Annotated in this window: 18 protein-coding genes; 11 read left to right on the top strand and 7 right to left on the bottom strand. The window is 60.5% G+C overall.

The window, feature by feature from the left end; translation table 11 throughout:
- Positions 1-4 precede the first annotated feature (4 nt).
- Complete coding sequence (gene pobA / locus ACA070_RS24205) at positions 5-1189, bottom strand: 4-hydroxybenzoate 3-monooxygenase (protein WP_497452014.1); 1185 nt, start codon at positions 1187-1189, stop codon at positions 5-7.
- Positions 1190-1377: 188 nt separating this feature from the next.
- On the opposite strand from pobA, the gene ACA070_RS24200 reads away from it, so the two are divergent.
- A complete protein-coding gene (locus ACA070_RS24200) occupies positions 1378-2274 on the top strand; it encodes a helix-turn-helix domain-containing protein (RefSeq protein WP_497448630.1) in 897 nt (298 codons plus the stop codon).
- Positions 2275-2283: 9 nt separating this feature from the next.
- On the opposite strand, the gene ACA070_RS24195 is transcribed toward ACA070_RS24200, so the two are convergent.
- Both ACA070_RS24195 and ACA070_RS24190 read right to left on the bottom strand, forming a co-directional pair.
- Positions 2284-2460: a hypothetical protein gene (locus ACA070_RS24195; RefSeq protein ID WP_462028452.1), complete on the bottom strand. Its 177-nt coding sequence runs from the start codon at positions 2458-2460 to the stop codon at positions 2284-2286.
- A 213-nt stretch (positions 2461-2673) separates the two neighbouring features.
- A complete protein-coding gene (locus ACA070_RS24190) occupies positions 2674-3579 on the bottom strand; it encodes a LysR family transcriptional regulator (protein ID WP_497448629.1) in 906 nt (301 codons plus the stop codon).
- Positions 3580-3694: 115 nt separating this feature from the next.
- Between ACA070_RS24190 and ACA070_RS24185 the strand changes: the two genes are divergently transcribed.
- Positions 3695-4576, top strand: coding sequence for an MBL fold metallo-hydrolase (locus ACA070_RS24185; RefSeq protein ID WP_497448628.1), 882 nt, complete (start codon positions 3695-3697; stop codon positions 4574-4576).
- Positions 4577-4782: 206 nt separating this feature from the next.
- A complete protein-coding gene (locus ACA070_RS24180; RefSeq protein WP_497448627.1) occupies positions 4783-5397 on the top strand; it encodes an NAD(P)-dependent oxidoreductase in 615 nt (204 codons plus the stop codon).
- Between the two features lie 174 nt (positions 5398-5571).
- Here ACA070_RS24180 and ACA070_RS24175 read toward each other — a convergent pair whose 3' ends face one another.
- On the bottom strand, positions 5572-6453 hold the full coding sequence (locus ACA070_RS24175; protein WP_497448626.1) for a LysR substrate-binding domain-containing protein: 882 nt from the start codon (positions 6451-6453) through the stop codon (positions 5572-5574).
- Between the two features lie 159 nt (positions 6454-6612).
- Between ACA070_RS24175 and ACA070_RS24170 the strand changes: the two genes are divergently transcribed.
- From ACA070_RS24170 to ACA070_RS24145, 6 genes are all read left to right on the top strand, one after another.
- Positions 6613-8250, top strand: coding sequence for a 5-guanidino-2-oxopentanoate decarboxylase (locus ACA070_RS24170; protein ID WP_497448625.1), 1638 nt, complete (start codon positions 6613-6615; stop codon positions 8248-8250).
- Complete coding sequence (locus ACA070_RS24165; protein WP_497448624.1) at positions 8247-9695, top strand: aldehyde dehydrogenase family protein; 1449 nt, start codon at positions 8247-8249, stop codon at positions 9693-9695. Before ACA070_RS24170 ends, ACA070_RS24165 begins: the two co-directional genes overlap by 4 nt.
- Positions 9696-9990: 295 nt before the next feature.
- Positions 9991-11094: an extracellular solute-binding protein gene (locus ACA070_RS24160; protein ID WP_497448623.1), complete on the top strand. Its 1104-nt coding sequence runs from the start codon at positions 9991-9993 to the stop codon at positions 11092-11094.
- Positions 11095-11288: 194 nt separating this feature from the next.
- On the top strand, positions 11289-12197 hold the full coding sequence (locus ACA070_RS24155; protein WP_497448622.1) for an ABC transporter permease: 909 nt from the start codon (positions 11289-11291) through the stop codon (positions 12195-12197).
- Positions 12194-13042, top strand: a complete 849-nt coding sequence (locus ACA070_RS24150) for an ABC transporter permease (RefSeq protein WP_497448621.1) — start codon at positions 12194-12196, stop codon at positions 13040-13042. The genes ACA070_RS24155 and ACA070_RS24150 overlap by 4 nt, the downstream gene beginning before the upstream one ends.
- A gap of 18 nt (positions 13043-13060) precedes the next feature.
- Positions 13061-14116 (top strand): ABC transporter ATP-binding protein, encoded by a 1056-nt coding sequence (locus tag ACA070_RS24145; protein WP_497448620.1) that lies wholly within the window; start codon positions 13061-13063, stop codon positions 14114-14116.
- A 152-nt stretch (positions 14117-14268) separates the two neighbouring features.
- Here ACA070_RS24145 and ACA070_RS24140 read toward each other — a convergent pair whose 3' ends face one another.
- Positions 14269-15198 (bottom strand): AraC family transcriptional regulator, encoded by a 930-nt coding sequence (locus ACA070_RS24140; protein WP_497448619.1) that lies wholly within the window; start codon positions 15196-15198, stop codon positions 14269-14271.
- A gap of 335 nt (positions 15199-15533) precedes the next feature.
- On the opposite strand from ACA070_RS24140, the gene ACA070_RS24135 reads away from it, so the two are divergent.
- Positions 15534-15887 (top strand): antibiotic biosynthesis monooxygenase family protein, encoded by a 354-nt coding sequence (locus ACA070_RS24135; protein WP_497448618.1) that lies wholly within the window; start codon positions 15534-15536, stop codon positions 15885-15887.
- Positions 15888-15928: 41 nt separating this feature from the next.
- Positions 15929-16159, top strand: coding sequence for a hypothetical protein (locus tag ACA070_RS24130; protein ID WP_497448617.1), 231 nt, complete (start codon positions 15929-15931; stop codon positions 16157-16159).
- Here ACA070_RS24130 and ACA070_RS24125 read toward each other — a convergent pair whose 3' ends face one another.
- Together ACA070_RS24125 and ACA070_RS24120 are read right to left on the bottom strand one after the other, a co-directional pair.
- Positions 16160-16789: a flavin reductase family protein gene (locus tag ACA070_RS24125; protein ID WP_497448616.1), complete on the bottom strand. Its 630-nt coding sequence runs from the start codon at positions 16787-16789 to the stop codon at positions 16160-16162.
- A gap of 232 nt (positions 16790-17021) precedes the next feature.
- On the bottom strand, positions 17022-18341 hold the full coding sequence (locus ACA070_RS24120) for an MFS transporter (RefSeq protein WP_497448615.1): 1320 nt from the start codon (positions 18339-18341) through the stop codon (positions 17022-17024).
- Positions 18342-18503: the final 162 nt, after the last annotated feature.

Below are 18503 nucleotides of genomic sequence, written 5' to 3'. Positions count from 1 at the left end.
CAAGCTATTCGATAGCCTCGTAAGGAAGCCCGACGTAATTTTCTGCAATGGTTTTTCGACCGGCCTCGGAGTGCACGAAATAGTCCAGCTCCGACTCGTTGATGCGCTGACTAAAGGCATCGTGATCATCGAAACGGTGCAGCATCGAGGTCATCCACCAGGAAAACCGTTCGGCTTTCCAGACCCGGCGCAGGCAGATCTCGGAATACTTTTCCAGCAAATCCAGACGCCCCTCACTGTAAACCTTCAGCAAAATCGTGAACAAGGTGCTGACGTCGCTGGCCGCCAGGTTCAGGCCCTTGGCGCCGGTAGGCGGGACGATGTGCGCGGCGTCGCCGACCAGGAACATCCGTCCGTACTGCATCGGTTCGACCACAAAACTGCGCAGCGGAGCGATGCTCTTTTCGATCGACGGCCCGGTCACCAGAGATTCGGCCAACGTAGAAGGCAGACGCGATTTGAGCTCTTCCCAGAAGCGCTGATCCGACCAGTCCTCGACCTTCTCGTCCGCCGGCACCTGGAGGTAATAACGGGTGCGGGTCGCCGAGCGCATGCTGCACAGGGCAAATCCACGCTCGTGGCGGGCGTAGACCAACTCTTCGTGAACCGGCGGCGTATCGGCGAGAATGCCGAGCCAGCCGAACGGATAGACCCGCTCGAAGACCTTCAGGCAATCCGCGGGAATCGACTGTCGCGCCACGCCATGGAAACCGTCGCACCCGGCGATGTAGTCGCAATCAAGGCGATACGTTTCGCCATCCTTCTCAAACGTCACGAACGCTTCTGCGGTTTTCATCCCGTGCGGTACGACGTTGGCAGCCTGGTAAATGGTCTGCGCGCCAGCCTCCCGACGAGCGGACATCAGGTCGCGGGTGACTTCGGTCTGGCCATAGATCATCACCGTTTTGCCACCGGTCAGGGCTTGCAGATCGATGTGCACCCGGCGCCCGTCGAGGGCCAGTTCGAAACCACCATGGACCAGCCCTTCGGCGTCCATGCGCTGACCCACCCCGGCCTGCCGCAACAGCTCTACCATGCCTTGTTCAAGGACACCGGCGCGAATGCGCCCGAGCACATAATCCGGGGTCTGGCGTTCGAGGATCAGGGTGTCGATTCCAGCGTTATGCAGCAACTGGCCGAGCAGCAAACCGGAGGGGCCGGCGCCGATGATAGCGATTTGGGTTTTCAGCATTTTCATTGTTGTTATGACTCGCAAGCTTCACGCGACCACGGCCGGTGAATGATTTTTATGGATCGAGTGCTTGCATTTTTCCCTTGCGGGTCTGTCAATTGAAGGTGAAAACTGAGCCGATACCTGTACATTCTGCCAATCGGTGCGATTATCGCCCGTAACCCTTTGAGGCCTGGATTGAAGTGATGAACAAGCCTGACCTGCCTTCGATTCCAGTGTTCAAGCTCTACGGTGAAAGCCTGGACTGGCCGACCCCCGACTTGCTGCACTGTGAAACCATTTCCAAACGCAGCCGCGAACACCAATGGGAAATCAAACCCCACCGTCACGCCGATTTGTGCCAGTTGCTCTTCGTATTCAAAGGTCAGGCAGAGCTTGAAATCGAAGGCAAACAGACGCAACTGACTGAACCGGCGATCCTGATCCTGCCGCCGTTATCGGTGCATGGTTACCGGTTTTCCGAGGACGTCGAAGGATTCGTCGTGACCCTCGCCGCGCCGCTGGTTGCCCATCTTCAGGCGCAACTGGGCAACTCGGTGAACACGCTGGCTCTTGCCGAAAGTTACCCGGCGGGCAAGGAAAGCGACTACCTCAACAGTCTGTTTTCGGCGCTGCAAGACGAATACACCGGCCACCAGCCCGCGCGCGAGATGCTCATGCATTCGCTGGTCAGCGTGATCATGGTCTGGGTCAGCCGTCAGGTGATTACACGCCGCGCCGCCAGTCAGCGTCCGCAACGGGCCCGGGAATACCTCAACGGATTTATCCAGCTGGTGGAAGAGACGTACCGCCAGCACGTCAAGGTCGAGGATCTGGCGCATCGGCTGGGGATTTCCGTGTCCCACCTCAATGGCACCTGCCGTGAGCTGGCGGGGCAACCGGCGTTGCAGATCATGCACGAGCGCCAGCTGCTGGAGGCCAAGCGCTTGCTGACCTACACCAGCATGACCATTTACGAAATGTCCGATGTGTTGGGATTTTCCGATCCAACCAACTTCACGCGCCTGTTCCGACGCCGGGTGGGGATTTCGCCCAAGGCTTTTCGCGACCGCTTGAAGGCCGATCAGGACAACGAGGCCTGACCGCCTTCGTTACCGAAGGGCGTTGAGGGTCGCGTTGTGGGGAATGCAATGCTCGTAGTTACAACTCGCGGTTTCACGGGGCAGTTGTCGCAACTGCTCGACACGCCAGGCGGCGGTGCCATACAGCGCCAACGTCGCGGCGCAGGTGACGAAAATGGCGAGGTATCTTCTTGTTTTGATGTTCATGGCGTTGACCTCTGAACGAATACCCTTCGGTACTCCTTTCAGCATAGGTCAGCGCGGGTGAGTTGCCAGTAACACGTCTTGCGTATGTAACCCGCCATTCAGAACACTGATATCCCCTGTAGGAGTGAGCCTGCTCGCGATAGCGGAGTGTCAGGCAACAGAGATGTCAGAAGACCGTCATGGCGAGCAGGCTCGCTCCCACATTGGGTCCTGTTAAAGACCAATATCCCACTGCGGTTCTTCGGGGAATCTGAGCACCAGGAAATCCAGCATGCTGCGTAGCGCCGCCGGCATGTGTTTGCGTGAGGCGTACACCGCGTACACGCTCATCTGCCGTGGCTCGGCGTGGGGCAGCAGGCGAATCAGCTCGCCACTGTGGATATGCACGCCCGCCTGATAACTGGGCAGCATAGCCACGCCAGCCCCGGCGAGGGTTGCGCGCAGCAGCGTACTGGCCTCGTTGGCGCTGATATTGCCCTGTACCGGCACCGACACCGGCTCGCCGTCCTCTTCGAAATGCCAGAGACTTTTACCGAAGTAGGAGTGAGTCAGGCAGTTGTGCTGGCTCAGGTCCTCGACCCGTTGCGGTGTCGGGTGTTCGCGCAGGTAAGCGGGGGAGGCGCAGATCACCGAGCGGCAGACCGTCAGCCGTCGGGCGATCAGGTTTGGGTCAAGATCGTTGCTCGTACGGATCGCCAGGTCGATGCGTTCATCCACCAGGTTCACGGTGCGGTCGAGCATCTGCATGTCGATGCTGACACCGGGATAGCGTTTGACGTAAGCCGCCATGGCATCCGCGAGTTGCGCCTGGCCGAACGAGGTGCTGACGCTGATGCGCAACAGGCCGCGGGGCGCCTCGTCCGGCTCGCTGACAGCGGCTTGCATGTCGGTGGACAAGTCGAGCATCTGCCGGCAGCGAGGCAGGATTTCACTGCCAGCGGCGGTCAGGCTCAATTTGCGTGTGGTGCGGTGCATCAGGCGTGCGCCGACCCAGTCTTCCAGCTCCGCCAGGTAACGCGAAACCACCGGCCGTGACAGGTCCAGATGATCGGCGGCGGCCGATTGGCTGCCGAGGTCGACCACTGAGACGAACACCCGCATTGCTTGTAGACGATCCATGATTTGCCCGCTTTCAGAAACAAACTATGTTCAAGCATCGCATTTTTTGTACTGAGTCAGGCAACTAAGCTCTGTCCCCATCGCCAGACACGGCATTCGGACCACGGAGCAACAGATGATCGGCTTCACCTCTCTCAAGCGCATTTTGCTGGCCACCGCCACCCTCGGCTTTGCGGCCCACGCCGCTGCGGCGTCGACCCTGACCCTGGACGTGTACAACCCGGGTGACAAGGCGATCTTCCCGGTGACCTCGGTCCTGGTCAGCGGCGAAAAAGAAGCGATTCTGGTCGACGCGCAATTCGGCAAATCCCAGGCCGAACAAGTGGTCGAGAAGATCCGCGCCAGCGGCAAGCAACTGACCACCATCTACATCAGCCACGGTGACCCGGATTACTACTTCGGCCTCGACACCCTGACCGCCGCGTTCCCGAACGCCAAAGTGCTCGCCTCGCAGCCAACCGTTGATCACATCAAGCACACCGTCGACGGCAAACTGGCGTTCTGGGGGCCGAAGATGGGCGCCGACGTGCCAGCCAAAACCATCGTGCCCGGCGTACTCAAGGGCGACAGCCTGATGCTTGAAGGGCAGAAGTTGCAGGTGGTGGGCCTGAACGGCAAGCAGCCGGACCGGACCTTTGTGTGGATCCCGTCGATCAAGGCTGTCGTCGGTGGCGTGGTCGTCGCAGAAAACATCCACGTGTGGATGGCCGACACCCAAACCGCGCAATCCCACGCCGATTGGTTGACTACGCTGCACGCCATCGAAACCTTGAAGCCGAAAACCATTGTGCCGGGGCATTATCTCGGTGAGAGCGCCCGTTCGCTGGCTGCTGTGCAGTTCACCGCCGATTACATCAAGGCCTTCGACGAAGAAACCGCCAAGGCCAAAGACTCCGCCGCGCTGATCGCCGCGATGAAAAAACGCTTCCCGGCAGTGGGCGAAGTGAGCTCGCTGGAGCTGAGCGCGAAAGTCGCCAAGGGCGAGATGAAGTGGTAACCGGATTGAGTGACTGAAGGGCCTTTGTGGCGAGGGAGCTTGCTCCCGCTGGAGTGCGAAGCGCTCCCCTGCAGTGTGTCAGCCACAGAGCATTCTCAGGTTTACGACTGCTGCGCAGCCGAACGGGAGCAAGCTCCCTCGCCACAGGATTGCGTTATCGCACTCGCTGCAAACGTCAGATATACCCAAGCCAACTGGAGAACGTCATGAGCAAAATCGCAATCATCGGTGCCACCGGCCGTGCCGGCAGCCAACTGCTGGAAGAAGCCCTGCGTCGTGGTCATAGCGTCACGGCAATCGCCCGTGACACGTCGAAGATCACCCCGCGTGCCGGTGTGGTGGCCAGGAACGTCGATGCCCTTGATGCCAAAGCGTTGCAAGCGGCCGTCGCGGGTCATGAAGTGGTGATCAGCGCGGCGCACTTCGCGACCCTTCCGGCAAGCGCCGTCGTGGGCCCGGTAAAAAAGGCAGGGGTGAAACGCTTGCTGGTGGTGGGCGGTGCGGGTTCGTTGTTGCTGCCGGATGGCACTCGCGTCATCGACAGCAAGGGCTTTCCGGAGGCGTACAAGGCAGAGGCCAGTGCCGGGGCTTTGTTTCTGGAGAACCTGCGTCAGGAACAGGATCTGGACTGGACCTTTCTGTCACCGTCGGCGGAGTTTGTGGAAGGTGAGCGCACGGGGGCGTTTCGGGTGGGCAAGGATGATTTGCTGGTGAGCGGTGCAGGGCGGAGCTGGATCACCTTTGCCGATTATGCGATTGCGATGATCGATGAAGTGGAAGCGCCGAAGCACTCTCGGCAGCGGTTCACAGTCGGATACTGATCCCCGCAACACCACAAACCTGTAGCAGCTGGCGAAGCCTGCGTTCGGCTGCGCAGCAGTCGTAAACCCTGTATCCACGGTTTTCCTGGCACACCGCGGTGTATGGTTTTACGACTGCTGCGCAGCCGAACGCAGGCTTCGCCAGCTGCTACAGGGTGCAGTTCAGCGCAAGGCTCAGCGCGATTGAGCCTGCTCCACCAACCACCCCATCAACTCGCGCAACTTCGGCGAAGGCCCGGGTTTTTCCGGGAACACCAGGTAATACGCCAAACCCGTTTTCACCTTCAATTCAAACGGCATGACCAGCCGCCCGGCGCTCAGATCGTCGCCAATCAACGACCAATCTCCAATCGCCACACCGGTCCCCTGGGACGCCATCGACATCGCCAGGTCCAGGGTTTCGAAATGCTGACCCTTGCCGACATTGCTCAAGCGAATATCGGCGCTGGCCAGCCAGGCTTTCCAGTCGCGTTCGTCGCGGGTCGGGTGCAACAGCATGTGTTGTTCCAGATCCTCCGGCGCCTGCAACGGCACCGGCCCTTCGAGGTACGGCCGGGAGCAGACCGGCGTCAGTTGCTCATCGAACAGCCGATGGGACGTCAGTGACGTCTCCGGCGGAACGCCATAGATCACCGCCGCATCGAACTGCTCGCGATGAAAATCCACGCCGTGTTTCACCGTGGTGGTCAATTCCACCGGCACATCCGGGCGCTCCCGTTGCCACTGCACCAGGCGCGGCAACAACCAGCGCATCACGCACGTTGGCGCCTTGAGTTGCAGGGTTTTGCGCTTCTCGCCGATCTGCTCGACCGCCTCGTCGATCAAGACGAAAATCTGCTGGACCCGTGGCAGCCATTCCCGCCCTTCGGCGGTCAGGTCCAGGCCCCGCGCCTGGCGGATAAACAATTCATAACCCAGATGTTCTTCCAGCCCGGCGATCTGCCGGCTCACCGCGCCCTGGGTGATGTACAGCTGTTCGGCGGCCCGGGTGAAGTTGCAGCACTGCGCGGTGATCAGAAAAGTGTGCAGCGCCGGCAGGGGAGGCAATCGTTTCATTGGGATCCAAGGTATGACGTGAGGACATGGCTAGTATGACTTTTTATCCATTGTTGCGGCTACGTGTCGCCCGTTCCAATGAGGCCATCCCTGGACCTGCCCACGCATCATAAACACTGCGCAGGCCCGGCGTCTCAAACGAACAAAAAGGGCAAAGACATGGCGACGTGCGGCGAAGTATTGGTCAAGTTACTCGAAGATTACGGGGTCGAGCAGGTGTTCGGTATTCCCGGGGTTCATACCGTGGAGCTGTATCGCGGGCTGGCCCGTTCGAGCATCAACCACGTCACGCCGCGTCACGAACAGGGCGCCGGTTTCATGGCCGACGGTTATGCGCGCACCAGCGGCAAACCGGGTGTGTGCTTCATCATCACCGGCCCTGGCATGACCAACATCACCACCGCGATGGGCCAGGCTTATGCCGACTCGATCCCGATGTTGGTGATCTCCAGCGTGCAATCGCGCAGCCAGTTGGGCGGCGGTCGCGGCAAGCTCCACGAGCTGCCGAACCAGAGCGCTTTGGTCGGCGGCGTGGCAGCGTTCTCCCACACCCTGATGTCGGCGGCTGAATTGCCAGTCGTGCTGGCGCGTGCTTTCGCACTGTTCCAGGCCGGTCGTCCGCGTCCTGTTCACATCGAAATTCCGTTGGACGTTTTGGTCGAAGAAGCCGACGACTTGCTCACCAGTCTGCCGGTCAACATCGACCGTGCCGGTGCTTCGCCGAGCGCCATCAGCCGCATGACCGCGCTGTTGGCCGGTGCCAAGCGCCCACTGATTCTGGCCGGTGGCGGTGCCATCGATGCGGCCGCCGAGCTGACTGAACTGGCCGAACTGCTGGACGCGCCAGTGGCCCTGACCATCAATGCCAAAGGCATGCTCGAATCCAATCACCCGCTGCTGATCGGTTCGACCCAAAGCCTGGTCGCGACCCGTGCCTTGGTGGCCGAGGCCGACGTGGTATTGGCCATCGGCACCGAACTGGCCGAGACCGATTACGACGTCACGTTTGCCGGCGGTTTCGAGATTCCCGGCGTGCTGCTGCGGGTGGACATCGACCCCGACCAGACCGTGCGCAATTACCCGCCGAAAGTCGCCCTGGTGGCTGACTCACGCAACGCCGCGCAGGCCTTGCTCGGCGAGCTGTCCAAACACTCGCTGGTCGAGCGCCGCAACGATTGGGGTCAGGTCCGCGCTGCCCGTCTGCGCGAAGAACTCGCCGCCACCTGGGATGCGCCGACCCTGGCCCAGACCCGCTTCCTCGAAACCGTCCTGCACGAACTGCCAGACGCGGTCTTCGTCGGCGATTCGACCCAGCCGGTGTACACCGGCAACCTGACCTTCAACCCGGAACGCCCGCGTCGCTGGTTCAACTCGTCCACCGGTTACGGCACCCTCGGTTACGCCTTGCCGGCGGCCATTGGCGCCTGGCTCGGCGGCAGCGTTGAAGGCGGTGCGCGTCCTCCGGTTGTTTGTCTGATCGGTGACGGCGGCCTGCAATTCACCCTGCCGGAACTGGCCAGCGCAGTTGAAGCGCGCACCCCGGTGATCGTCCTGCTGTGGAATAACCAGGGCTACGAAGAGATCAAGAAATACATGGTCAACCGCGCCATCGAGCCGGTGGGCGTGGACATCTACACCCCGGACTTCATCGGTGTCGCCAAGGCGCTGGGCTGTGCGGCCGAAGCGGTCAACGGTGTCGAGCAACTGCGCAGCGCACTGCGTACTGCCGCCGACCGCCAAGGCCCGACGCTGATTGAAATCGATCAGACCCAGTGGATGAAGGCGGTGTCGAAATGAATTTTCCTACCACTCTCGACGGCCTCTACATCGACGGCCAATGGTCGGCCGGTAACGAACATTTGCGCGTGATCAACCCGGCCACCGAAGCCCTGTTGACCACCGTGAATGGCGGCGATGAAAAAGCCGTCGATCAAGCCGTCACCGCCGCCACCAAGGCCTTCGGTGACTGGTCGAAAACCACCGGCACTGAGCGCGGCGCGATCCTGCGCCGGATCGCTGCGGGCGTTCAGGCCGGGCGTGAACACTTGATGAAGTTGCAGTCGAGCAACAACGGCAAACCGCTGTTCGAAGCCGCCATTGACGTCGATGACGTGGTCGCCACCTTCGAGTATTACGCCGGTCTCGCCGAAGGCCTCGATGCCAAGCAGGACAGCAACGTCGAGCTGCCCACCGACGATTTCAGCGCTCGTGTGCGCCGTGAACCGTGCGGCGTGGTCGGCCTGATCGTGCCGTGGAATTTCCCGATGGTCACCACCGCCTGGAAACTCGCCCCGGCGCTGGCCGCCGGTTGCTGCGTGGTACTCAAGCCGTCCGAAGTCACCCCGCTGCCGGAGCTGGAACTGGCGACGATCATCGCCGAGGCTGGCTTGCCAGCCGGTGTGTTCAACCTGGTCTGCGGCACGGGCCTGGCCGTCGGCGCGCCGCTGTCGGCCGACCCGCGCATTGCCAAAATCTCCTTCACCGGCAGCAACGCGGTCGGTGTGCAGGTCATGCAACGCGCAGCGGAAACCGTCAAAGGCGTGAGCCTGGAACTGGGCGGCAAATCCTCGCTGCTGGTGTTGGCCGATGCCGACATCGGACTGGCCGTGGAAGTGGCCTGTGGCGGCGGTTTCTTCAATGCCGGTCAAATGTGTTCGGCCACCAGCCGCGTGCTGGTCGCTGACGAACTGGCGGATGAATTCCTCATTCGTTTGAAGGCTCGTACCGAAGCCATTCGCGTCGCCGACCCGTTCGACCCGAACGTCGAAATGGGCGCGCTGGTCAATCAGGCGCAATACCAACGCGTGCTCGGCCACATCGATCGCGGTTTGAGTGCCGGCGCCAAGCTGATTTGCGGCGGCAATCGCCCTGCAGACCTGCCGCGCGGATATTTTTTGCAGCCGACGATTTTCACCGAAGTGCCCCTCGACAGTGCGTTGTGGTGTGAAGAGATTTTCGGGCCGGTGATCTGCGTGCGCAGTTTTGCTTGCGAAGCCGAGGCGATTGCCCTGGCCAACGACAGTCAGTTCGGTCTGGTCGCCAGCGTGGTCACCCGTGATAACGAAGCAGCCGATCGGGTCGCCAACGCCTTGCAGGCGGGGCTCGTGTGGATCAACGCGCCGCAAGTGATCTTCCCGCAGACCGCCTGGGGTGGCTACAAACAGAGCAGCATCGGCCGCGAATTGGGGCCGTGGGGCTTGCAGGCTTTCCAGGAAATCAAACACGTAATTCGCGCCGTCTGACGCCTTTCATTGTAGGAGCGAGCCTGCTCGCGATGGACGTTAACGATAACGCGGGGGGTCAGAAAGCCCGCGTCGCTCATGCGCCTTTCGCGAGCAGGCTCGCTCCCACATGAGGCATGCGCTGGTGTCATGGCTTCGATGAGTTTTTATCGATAGTCAGGTGTTTTGCACGACCTCAGGATGAACTCACTGGTTCAGCCAAACCCCCGAAAATACGAGGGATAACGCTGATCCAGGCGCGCGGATGCAACAGTTTCGACCTGCCTTATACCTACAAAAACAAAGGGAGTCCGTAATGGGCGAGCATGATCTAAACAGACGTCAATTCATCAAAACCGTGGGCGTGGCCTCGGTGGCAGCGGCGGCCATGAGCTTGCCCTTCGTCAAGGCGAATGCCAGCGACACGCGCTTCCAGGGCAAGACCCTGCGCTTGCTGACCTGGTCCGATGACACCGGCCTTGCTGCATTGCGCAACATCGCGGCAACCTTCGAAGACAAGTACGGCTGCAAGGTCATCGCTGACCGCACCGGCAGCACCTCGGAAATGGTCGCCAAACTCAAGGCCGCTGGTGATCGTCCGCAGTACGACATCATCACCCTGGCCGGCGTCGGAGCAGAAGGTTTGGCCGCGGCCAACCTGCTGGAAAAACCCGACCTCAACCGCATCCCCAACCTGGTCGACGTGCCGGAGAAATACCGCACCGGCGCCAATGGCCACGGCATCGGTTACCTGTTGTGGTGCAACAGCCTGGTCTACAGCACCCGCACCATCAAGGAAGCACCGGACAGTTACGCCGCCCTGTGGGACGCCGAGCTGTCGCCGAACATCTTCCTGCCGCCGCCGAACTGGACCGAAGCGATGGACCTGATCATCATCGCCGCCAAACTGGCCGGTGGTGACGAGCACAACATCGAGCCGGGCTTCAAGAAACTCGCCGAGCTGAAAGATCGTGTGGTGACCCTGGGCGAAAACCCGAACCAGATCGCCGAACTGTTCCGCACCGGTTCCCTGGACATGGGTGGCCTGTACGCGCCGGCCTTCTTCCCGAAACAGATTCGCGATCCGGCCTACGGCCTGGGCGCCACGTTTGGCATGAAGGAAGGTTTCTACACCGACCTGATGCTCTCGGTGATGCCGAAGAATCGTCCGGGCGATACCGATCTGGTCTACGCCTTCATCAACCACTCTCTGGACCCGCTGGTGCAGGGCAAGATGGCCGAGGACATTTACAACGGTCCGGTCAATGCCAAGGCGATCATCTCCGCCGAAGCGCGCAAGAGCCCGTACATCCTCACGCCGGAGCAGATTGCCGAGAAAGCGATCATGCACGACAACGCCTTCCTGGCCTCCGTGCATGACAAATGGATTCGTCGTTACACGGAAATCTTTTCTTCCTGATCGAGTGACGAACACAAGTCTTCAGAACACTGCAAATCCCTGTGGGAGCTAGCCTGCTAGCGATTGCGGTCTGACATTCAGCATTGATGTCGACTGACAGATCGCTATCGCGAGCAGGCTCGCTCCCACAAGGGGCCAATGTGGTTTCAAGTCTTGTGCTCGCTCAGCTGCTTTCCATTGACGAGACCCTTGCTATGGAACACCAACCTCTGACTCATCCGGTCGCCGCCGCTCCATCGCGCACCAATCGGGGTGTTTCGCCGACGGCGCGTGCCTGGTTTTTCCTCACGCCGTCGATGCTGTTTCTGGGCGTGCTGATTGCCGCCAGTCTGCTGGTGCTGCGCATGAGCGTCGGCACCAAAGGCGCGGAATGGACCGGGTTCAGCCTGGCCAGTTACGCCCAATTGCTCGAACCCTATTACCTCAAATCCTTGCTGCTGACCCTGCGCCTGGCGCTGATCAGCGCGGTGATCGCGGTGCTGCTGGCGATCCCGGTGGCCTACACCATGTCGCGGCTGACCTCGCCGTTCGTGCGACGGATCTTCCTCGCCGCGGTGCTGCTGCCGTTGCTGGTCAACCTGCTGCTGCAAAGCTACGGCTGGCTGGTGATTCTCGGCCCGGGCGGGATGCTCAATCAGGCGCTGATGGGCCTGGGCCTGATCAAGCGCCCGATCATGCTGCTCTACAACCAGAACGGCGTGCTGATGGGCCTGGTGCAAACTGCGTTCCCGCTGGCCGTGCTGCCGATTGCCAGCGCCATGCGCGGCGTTGCGCGGACCTACGAAGAAGCTGCCGCCACCCTCGGTGCGAGTCGCTTCCAGGTGTTCCGCCAAGTGGTGTTGCCGATGAGCATGCCGGGGATCATCACGGGCGCGACGTTGGTGTTTGCCTACAACGCCAGCAGCTTCGTGGTGCCTTTGCTGCTCGGGGGGCGTCGCGTGCCAATGCTGGCGGTGATGGTGCATGACCAGATCGCGCCGCTGATGAACTGGCCTGCCGCCTCCGCTGCCGGTGTGGTGCTGATCGTCACCACCCTCGCGATCATGACCTTGTCCGAATTCATCACTGGCCGTCGTCGGCGCATGCTGGAGGCTTCCCAATGAGCACGTTGACCAAAAAGCGTTATGGACTGTTGCCCGGCGAGACCGGCAAGTTCGCCGGCATCCTCTCTGGCTTCATCCTGCTGTTGGCGGTGTTGCCGATCCTGACCATGATTGTGATGTCGTTCAGCGGTGCGTCGAACCTCGACTTCCCGCCAAGCAGTTACAGCCTGCAATGGTACAAGGCCGCCTGGCACACCTTCGTGTCGCCGGATTCCAGCGATGTGCTGAGCCTGGGCAAAGCCATGACCACCAGCCTGATGGTGGCGTGCCTGACCATGGTGTTTGCGACGATTATCGCGGTGCCGGCCGCTTACGCGCTGACCCGTTGCGAGTTCCGCGGCAAAGCCGTGGCGCTGCAACTGATGTCGCTGCCGCTGGTGTTTCCGATGGTGGTTTTGGGCCTGGCGTTGCTGCTGGTGTTCGATAGCCTGCCGTTCCAAATGACCACCTCACGGCTGGTGATTGCCCACGTGATCCTGGCCTTGCCGTTCGTGGTGAAGAACTGCACCGCGGCGATGCTCTCCATCGGCAGCGAAGTCGAAGAGGCCGCGCAAATGCTCGGCGCTTCGCCGCTGCGGGCGATTATCGATGTGGTGGTGCCGTTGATGAAATCCGGGATCCTGGCAGGCATGCTGCTGGCGTTCATTGTCTCGTTCAACGAATTCACCGTGACCTATTTCCTCTACACCATCGACGTCATGACCGTGCCGATCTGGATGTACAGCCGCACCGTGTCTTCGCTCGACCCCACCGTATTTTCGTTTGCCGTGCTGATCGTGCTGATCGACTTCGTCCTGATCTGGGCGTTGGAGAAGCTGGTTGGTGAAGGTGGCGTTTCGTTCTGATTTCTTGAGGTGATTCATATGTCTGGTCTGATTCTGGAAAACGTCGAGAAATATTACGGCTCGGCCTGCGCGGTAAAGGATGTAAACCTGCATTTGCCAGAAGGCAAACTGGTGTGTTTCCTCGGCCCGTCGGGCTGCGGTAAAACCACTTTGCTGCGGATGATCGCCGGGCTCGAAACCCTCAGCGGCGGCGAGATTCGCCTGGACGGTGAAGACATCGGCCACACGCCGGCGCATCAGCGCAATTTCGGCATGGTGTTCCAGTCCCTGGCGCTGTTTCCGCACATGACGGTGGGGGAGAATATCGCCTATCCGCTGAAACTGCGGGGCGTCAGCAAGGCTGATCAGCAAGCGCGGGTGGTGGAGTTGCTGGAGCTGATTCAACTGCAGGAAATGATTGATCGCCCGGTGGCGAAACTCTCCGGCGGTCAACGCCAGCGCGTGGCGATTGCCCGAGCGATTGCCAACCACCCGAAAATCCTCTTGCTGGACGAACCGCTGTCGGCGCTCGACGCCAAGCTGCGCGAGTCGATGCAAGTGGAAATCCGCCAGCTGCAACAGCGCCTGAACATCACCACGATCATGGTGACCCACGATCAGCGCGAGGCGATGACCATGGCCGATATCGTGGTGGTACTGGGTGAGCATCGGGTGCAGCAGGTGGGCACGCCGATTGAAATCTACCGGCATCCGGCCAACGAATTTGTGGCGGACTTTATCGGCTCGGGGAACATCTTCCCGGCCACGGCGCTGGGCAACGGCAAGATTGGCTTGCCGGGTGGCGATGCGCTGGAAGTGCCGATCTGCAGCAGCATTGTGGTCGGTGAGAAGGTGAAAATGCTGATTCGCCCCGAAGACCTGCAACTGTCCCATCCGCAAGCGACGGCGGGGAACCGGTTGCTCGGTACGGTGACGTTTGTGCGGGATATCGGCGCGACGATTGAAACGACGGTCGAGTGTTCCGGGGTGTCGTTTACGGCGTTGAGCACGCCGTGTCAGGGGTTTGGGTTGAGCATTGGCAATCCGGTGTCGGTGACCTTGCCGGCTGAGGCTTGTCGCGTGCTCGGCGCCTGAACCAGATTTGATGTTGGCCTTGCTGGCTTCATCGCTGGCAGGCCAGCTCCCACAGGTTACATCGGTGTTCACTTGATTGTGTGATCACCCACAATCCCTGTGGGAGCTGGCCTGCCAGCGATGAGGCCATCAATTACACCCTCAAGGCTGAATCAGACACTCAACCGCAACCGCGCCAAATCCCGCAACGGCGGCGCCCCGAACAACCGGCTGTACTCCCGGCTGAATTGCGAAGGGCTTTCATACCCCACCCGATACCCCGCCGCCGAGGCTTCCAGCCCTTCGGCCAGCATCAACCGCCGTGCTTCCTGCAAGCGCAGCTGCTTCTGATACTGCAACGGACTCATCGCCGTCATCGCCTTGAACCGGTGATGCAACGTCGACACGCTCAGGTTCACTTCCTTCGCCAGATCATCGATGCGCAGCGGTTGCTCATAATTGCCGTTGAGCCACTTGATCGCCTGGCTGATGCGGTGGCTCTGGCTATTGGCGATGGCGATTTCATACAGCCGATGCCCCTGCTGGCTGCGCAGCAACCGATAAAGAATCTCCCGACGAATGAGCGGCGCGAGCATGGCGATGTCTTTCGGGGTTTCCAGCAACCGGGCCAGGCGCAACACCGCGTCGAGCATCGCTGTATCGATCCGTTCGACATACAAGCCACGCCCGGTCGGCCGGGTGGGCACTCCGAGCGGGCCGGCGTCGGCAATCAGCGCGGTGATTTCCGCCGGGTCGATGTCCAGCCGCACCGCGAGGATCGGCTCTTCAGACGTGACATTCACCACGCGCCCGCTCAACGGCATCGAGACCGAGACCACCAGGTAATTCAGCGGGTCGTAATTGAAGAATTCGTCGGCCAGCCGAACCTCTTTGCGCCCCTGCGCCATGATGCACAACGCCGGTTGAGCCAGCACCGGGGCAAAGTCGTGGGACTGGCTGTGGCGCGACATGAACAGCGAGCCGACGGCAGTGGCATAAGTGCCATCGTCCGTGGTGTTGCGACGGATGATGGCGGCCAGTTCAGCGCGCTGCTTCTCCATGTCGGCATCCAGCGGGGCTTGAAAGTGATCGAACGACGACATGCCGGGCATCCTCGCTGAGGGGTGGGTAATGAGCCGAGCTTAAGTTTGTGCAAGACAAAGCGGTAGACACATCCTGCCTCAACCTTGCCTGATTCTGCATTGAGTGGATCAGCGGTGCCTCTATGGCTGCGTCAGCCAAGGGAAACTTGCTTGATAGCCGTGTTTAATCGGTGCGAACGCCTTAACAGGTTGTTACAGGTTTTCCGAAACGCCGCGCAGGATTGTGCAAAAAGCCGGCAGGAATCGACTAACCGCACTACCACCCGCGCGCTTAACCTTTGATCCTGTCGCAGCCCGTCCCACGGCTGCCACTCGACTACCTGGGAGGGTTGAACATGTCTACGCAGATCCCCGTCAGTCATATGGCTTTTGTCCGTGCCCGCGCCGGGCGTTCGGCGGAACTCGGTGTGCGCCTGAGCGCGTTGATCGAGCCGTCCCGCAGCGCGCCGGGTTGCCTGAGTTTTTCCCTGCAGCATTCGCAATGCGATCCGGAGTTGTGGCTGGTGTCCGGTTTCTGGACGCACCAGCAAGCGATGACCGCTTACTTTGGCACGCCGGCGATGCAAATTTTCGCCGAGCTGGTGCAGGAGCTGGTGGTCAACAGCCTGGATTTTCATACATTCAAGGATGTATCGGCCGCTCAGGCGCTGGGACAGTCCCTGTCGCGGGTACACAAAATGGCGGGTTGAGGGTTTAATGGCTCCATTCTCAATCAGCCAGGATCCGCGACATGGGACGTAAAGCCTTTGAAACCTTCGAAGCCGTATCCGCTGTAGTTCCCCGTGAAGGCGGCTACTACGCTGCGATTGCCACCAAACCAATCGGCGGCTCCGGCGCACCGCGCTTCAACAAATTGCTGGAAGACCAGACCTTCAAGACCGCCAAAGAAGCGGACGAGGCTGCCGCACTGGAACTGACCCGCCTCAAGGGCGTGGGCGAAGACGGTGGGTTGATCTGGTAATTACCTGACCGCCCCCGGGCGGAACATCTTGAACAATGCCTCTGGCCCCAGCTGAAAGTAATCCGCTGGCCCGCCGCCGCGCAGAATCGGTTCTGCCGCGGCGGTGTCGTACACCCCGTCTTTCAACAGCCACTTGGCGATATGCACGGCGACTACTTCGCCCAGAATCAGCCAACTCGGCACCACGTTCCCATCCGCCCGCTGCAACTGAATGATCTGCGTGACCTTGCACTCGAAGGACACCGGGCTTTCGGCCACCCGCGGCACCTGGATGATTTTCGAGGCGATCGGGGTCAGGCCGGACAGTTCGAACTCGTTGACCTCGGGCGGGACCATGGCGCAGCTCTGGTTCATCTGCTCGGCCAGCGGGCGGGTGGCCAGGTTCCAGGCGAATTCACCGGTCTGTTCGATGTTGTTCAGGCTGTCTTTACGGCCGACGCTGGAAAACCCGATGATCGGCGGAATGTAGTTGAAGGCGTTGAAAAAGCTGTAAGGTGCCAGGTTCAAGCGGCCGTTGGCGTCCTGGGAGGAAATCCACCCGATGGGGCGGGGGCCGACGATGGCGTTGAACGGATCATGCGGCAAGCCGTGGCCGTTGGCGGGTTCGTAGAAGTGGATGTCGTCGGGCATGGAGGGATTCCTGGGCGGTGTGCGGATGGCGTTCATAGTGCAAGGATGAACCCATATTTTCCAGCGGACGCAATCCCTGTAGGAGCCGGCTTGCTGGCGATGGTGTATCAGCGACATGGGTGTTGGCTGACACACCATCGCCAGCAAGCCGGCTCCTACAGGGATTGTGTTTATTCAATGAAAAGGGGCAGACCCGCTAAGGTCTGCCCCTGTTTTTGTTGCGCTGACGCAATCAGTCCGTCTCGATCCGCGAATGCTTGCGGGTGTCTTTCATGGTGATGTACACCAGCAACGACACAGCAATACATGCCGTCACATACCAGTAGTAACCGGTTTCCATGCCAATGCTCTTGAACCACAGCGCGATGTATTCAGCGGTGCCGCCGAAGATCGACACGGTCAGTGCGTACGGCAGGCCAACGCCCAGCGCACGGATTTCGGTCGGGAACAGTTCAGCCTTCACCACCGCGTTGATCGAGGTGTAGCCGCTGACGATGATCAGCGCCGCCATGATCAGGAAGAACGCACCCCACCAGCTCTGAATCGTGTGCAGAGTGGTCAGGATCGGTACGGTGAACAGCGTCCCCAGAATGCCGAAGGCAATCAGGATCGGACGACGACCGACTTTATCCGACAGCCCGCCAATGATCGGTTGCAGGCACATGAACAGGAACAGCGTGGCCGCAGAAATGGTGGTGGAGTCGGAGATGCTCATGCCGACGGTGTTCACCAGGTATTTCTGCATGTAGGTGGTGTAGGTGTAGAACGCCAGGGTGCCGCCCATGGTCAGGCCGACCACGGTCATCAGTTCCTTGGGATGGCGCATCAAGGTGCGCATTGCGCTTTCCTTGGCCTTCTCTTTCTTGGTGAACGACTCGGTTTCTTCCATGCCACGACGCAGGTACAGCGCGACCACGGCACACAACGCGCCGATGGCGAACGGGATGCGCCAGCCCCAGGCGTACAGCTCTTCGGTGGTCAGGACTTGTTGCAGCACGATCAACACCGCCAACGCGATGAGCTGACCCGAGATCAGGGTCACATACTGGAAACTGGAGTAGAAGCCGCGACGTTCCTTGGTCGCCATTTCGCTGAGGTACGTTGCCGACGTGCCGTACTCGCCACCGACCGACAGGCCTTGCAACAGGCGAGCGAAAATCAGCAGGACCGGTGCGCCAATGCCAATGGTTTCATAACCGGGGCTCAGGGCAATCAGCAGCGAGCCGAAACACATCAGGTACACCGAAGCCATCAGTGCTTTCTTGCGACCGGCCTTGTCAGCGTAGAGGCCCATCAACCAGCCGCCGATCGGGCGCATCAGGAAGCCCACGGCGAAGATCGCGGCGGTGTTCAGCAGTTGTGCGGTGGTGTCGCCTTTGGGGAAAAAGGCCTTGGCGAAATACAGGGAGAAGGCAGCGTAGACGTACCAGTCGTACCACTCGACCATGTTGCCGACAGAGCCGCTGAAGATCGACTTGATGCGACTGGCGGTGGTTCTTTCTTTGGCGGGCACGGCAGCCGACCCAAGGGGCAGGGCGTTGGAGTTATCCATTGAAGGATCCTTCGTTTAATTGTTTTTGTGGAGCGCGTTGAAACGCAGCCTGACTGGGCTATAGCAGGAGGTGTGCCAGATCAAAGAGGGCCGGGCTAGAGGGGTTTTGAAAGTCGAGTGAGCGGAAATCCGCTTATGCTGGATTGGGCGTGAGCGGAAAAC

The organism is Pseudomonas sp. LBUM1678 (assembly GCF_059695575.1).
This window is presented reverse-complemented; position numbering and strand designations above follow the sequence as displayed.

Excerpts from the sequence above, each read along its gene's own strand:
- ACA070_RS24125 (WP_497448616.1), bottom strand. The coding sequence starts at position 16,789 with ATGCCCGACGACATCCACTTCTACGAACCCGCCAACGGCCACGGCTTG.
- ACA070_RS24130 (WP_497448617.1), top strand. The coding sequence starts at position 15,929 with ATGGGACGTAAAGCCTTTGAAACCTTCGAAGCCGTATCCGCTGTAGTT.
- ACA070_RS24150 (WP_497448621.1), top strand. The coding sequence starts at position 12,194 with ATGAGCACGTTGACCAAAAAGCGTTATGGACTGTTGCCCGGCGAGACC.
- ACA070_RS24200 (WP_497448630.1), top strand. The coding sequence starts at position 1,378 with ATGAACAAGCCTGACCTGCCTTCGATTCCAGTGTTCAAGCTCTACGGT.
- ACA070_RS24160 (WP_497448623.1), top strand. The coding sequence starts at position 9,991 with ATGGGCGAGCATGATCTAAACAGACGTCAATTCATCAAAACCGTGGGC.
- ACA070_RS24140 (WP_497448619.1), bottom strand. The coding sequence starts at position 15,198 with ATGTCGTCGTTCGATCACTTTCAAGCCCCGCTGGATGCCGACATGGAG.
- ACA070_RS24155 (WP_497448622.1), top strand. The coding sequence starts at position 11,289 with ATGGAACACCAACCTCTGACTCATCCGGTCGCCGCCGCTCCATCGCGC.
- ACA070_RS24190 (WP_497448629.1), bottom strand. The coding sequence starts at position 3,579 with ATGGATCGTCTACAAGCAATGCGGGTGTTCGTCTCAGTGGTCGACCTC.
- ACA070_RS24170 (WP_497448625.1), top strand. The coding sequence starts at position 6,613 with ATGGCGACGTGCGGCGAAGTATTGGTCAAGTTACTCGAAGATTACGGG.
- ACA070_RS24175 (WP_497448626.1), bottom strand. The coding sequence starts at position 6,453 with ATGAAACGATTGCCTCCCCTGCCGGCGCTGCACACTTTTCTGATCACC.
- ACA070_RS24195 (WP_462028452.1), bottom strand. The coding sequence starts at position 2,460 with ATGAACATCAAAACAAGAAGATACCTCGCCATTTTCGTCACCTGCGCC.
- ACA070_RS24120 (WP_497448615.1), bottom strand. The coding sequence starts at position 18,341 with ATGGATAACTCCAACGCCCTGCCCCTTGGGTCGGCTGCCGTGCCCGCC.
- ACA070_RS24135 (WP_497448618.1), top strand. The coding sequence starts at position 15,534 with ATGTCTACGCAGATCCCCGTCAGTCATATGGCTTTTGTCCGTGCCCGC.
- ACA070_RS24165 (WP_497448624.1), top strand. The coding sequence starts at position 8,247 with ATGAATTTTCCTACCACTCTCGACGGCCTCTACATCGACGGCCAATGG.
- ACA070_RS24180 (WP_497448627.1), top strand. The coding sequence starts at position 4,783 with ATGAGCAAAATCGCAATCATCGGTGCCACCGGCCGTGCCGGCAGCCAA.
- ACA070_RS24185 (WP_497448628.1), top strand. The coding sequence starts at position 3,695 with ATGATCGGCTTCACCTCTCTCAAGCGCATTTTGCTGGCCACCGCCACC.
- ACA070_RS24145 (WP_497448620.1), top strand. The coding sequence starts at position 13,061 with ATGTCTGGTCTGATTCTGGAAAACGTCGAGAAATATTACGGCTCGGCC.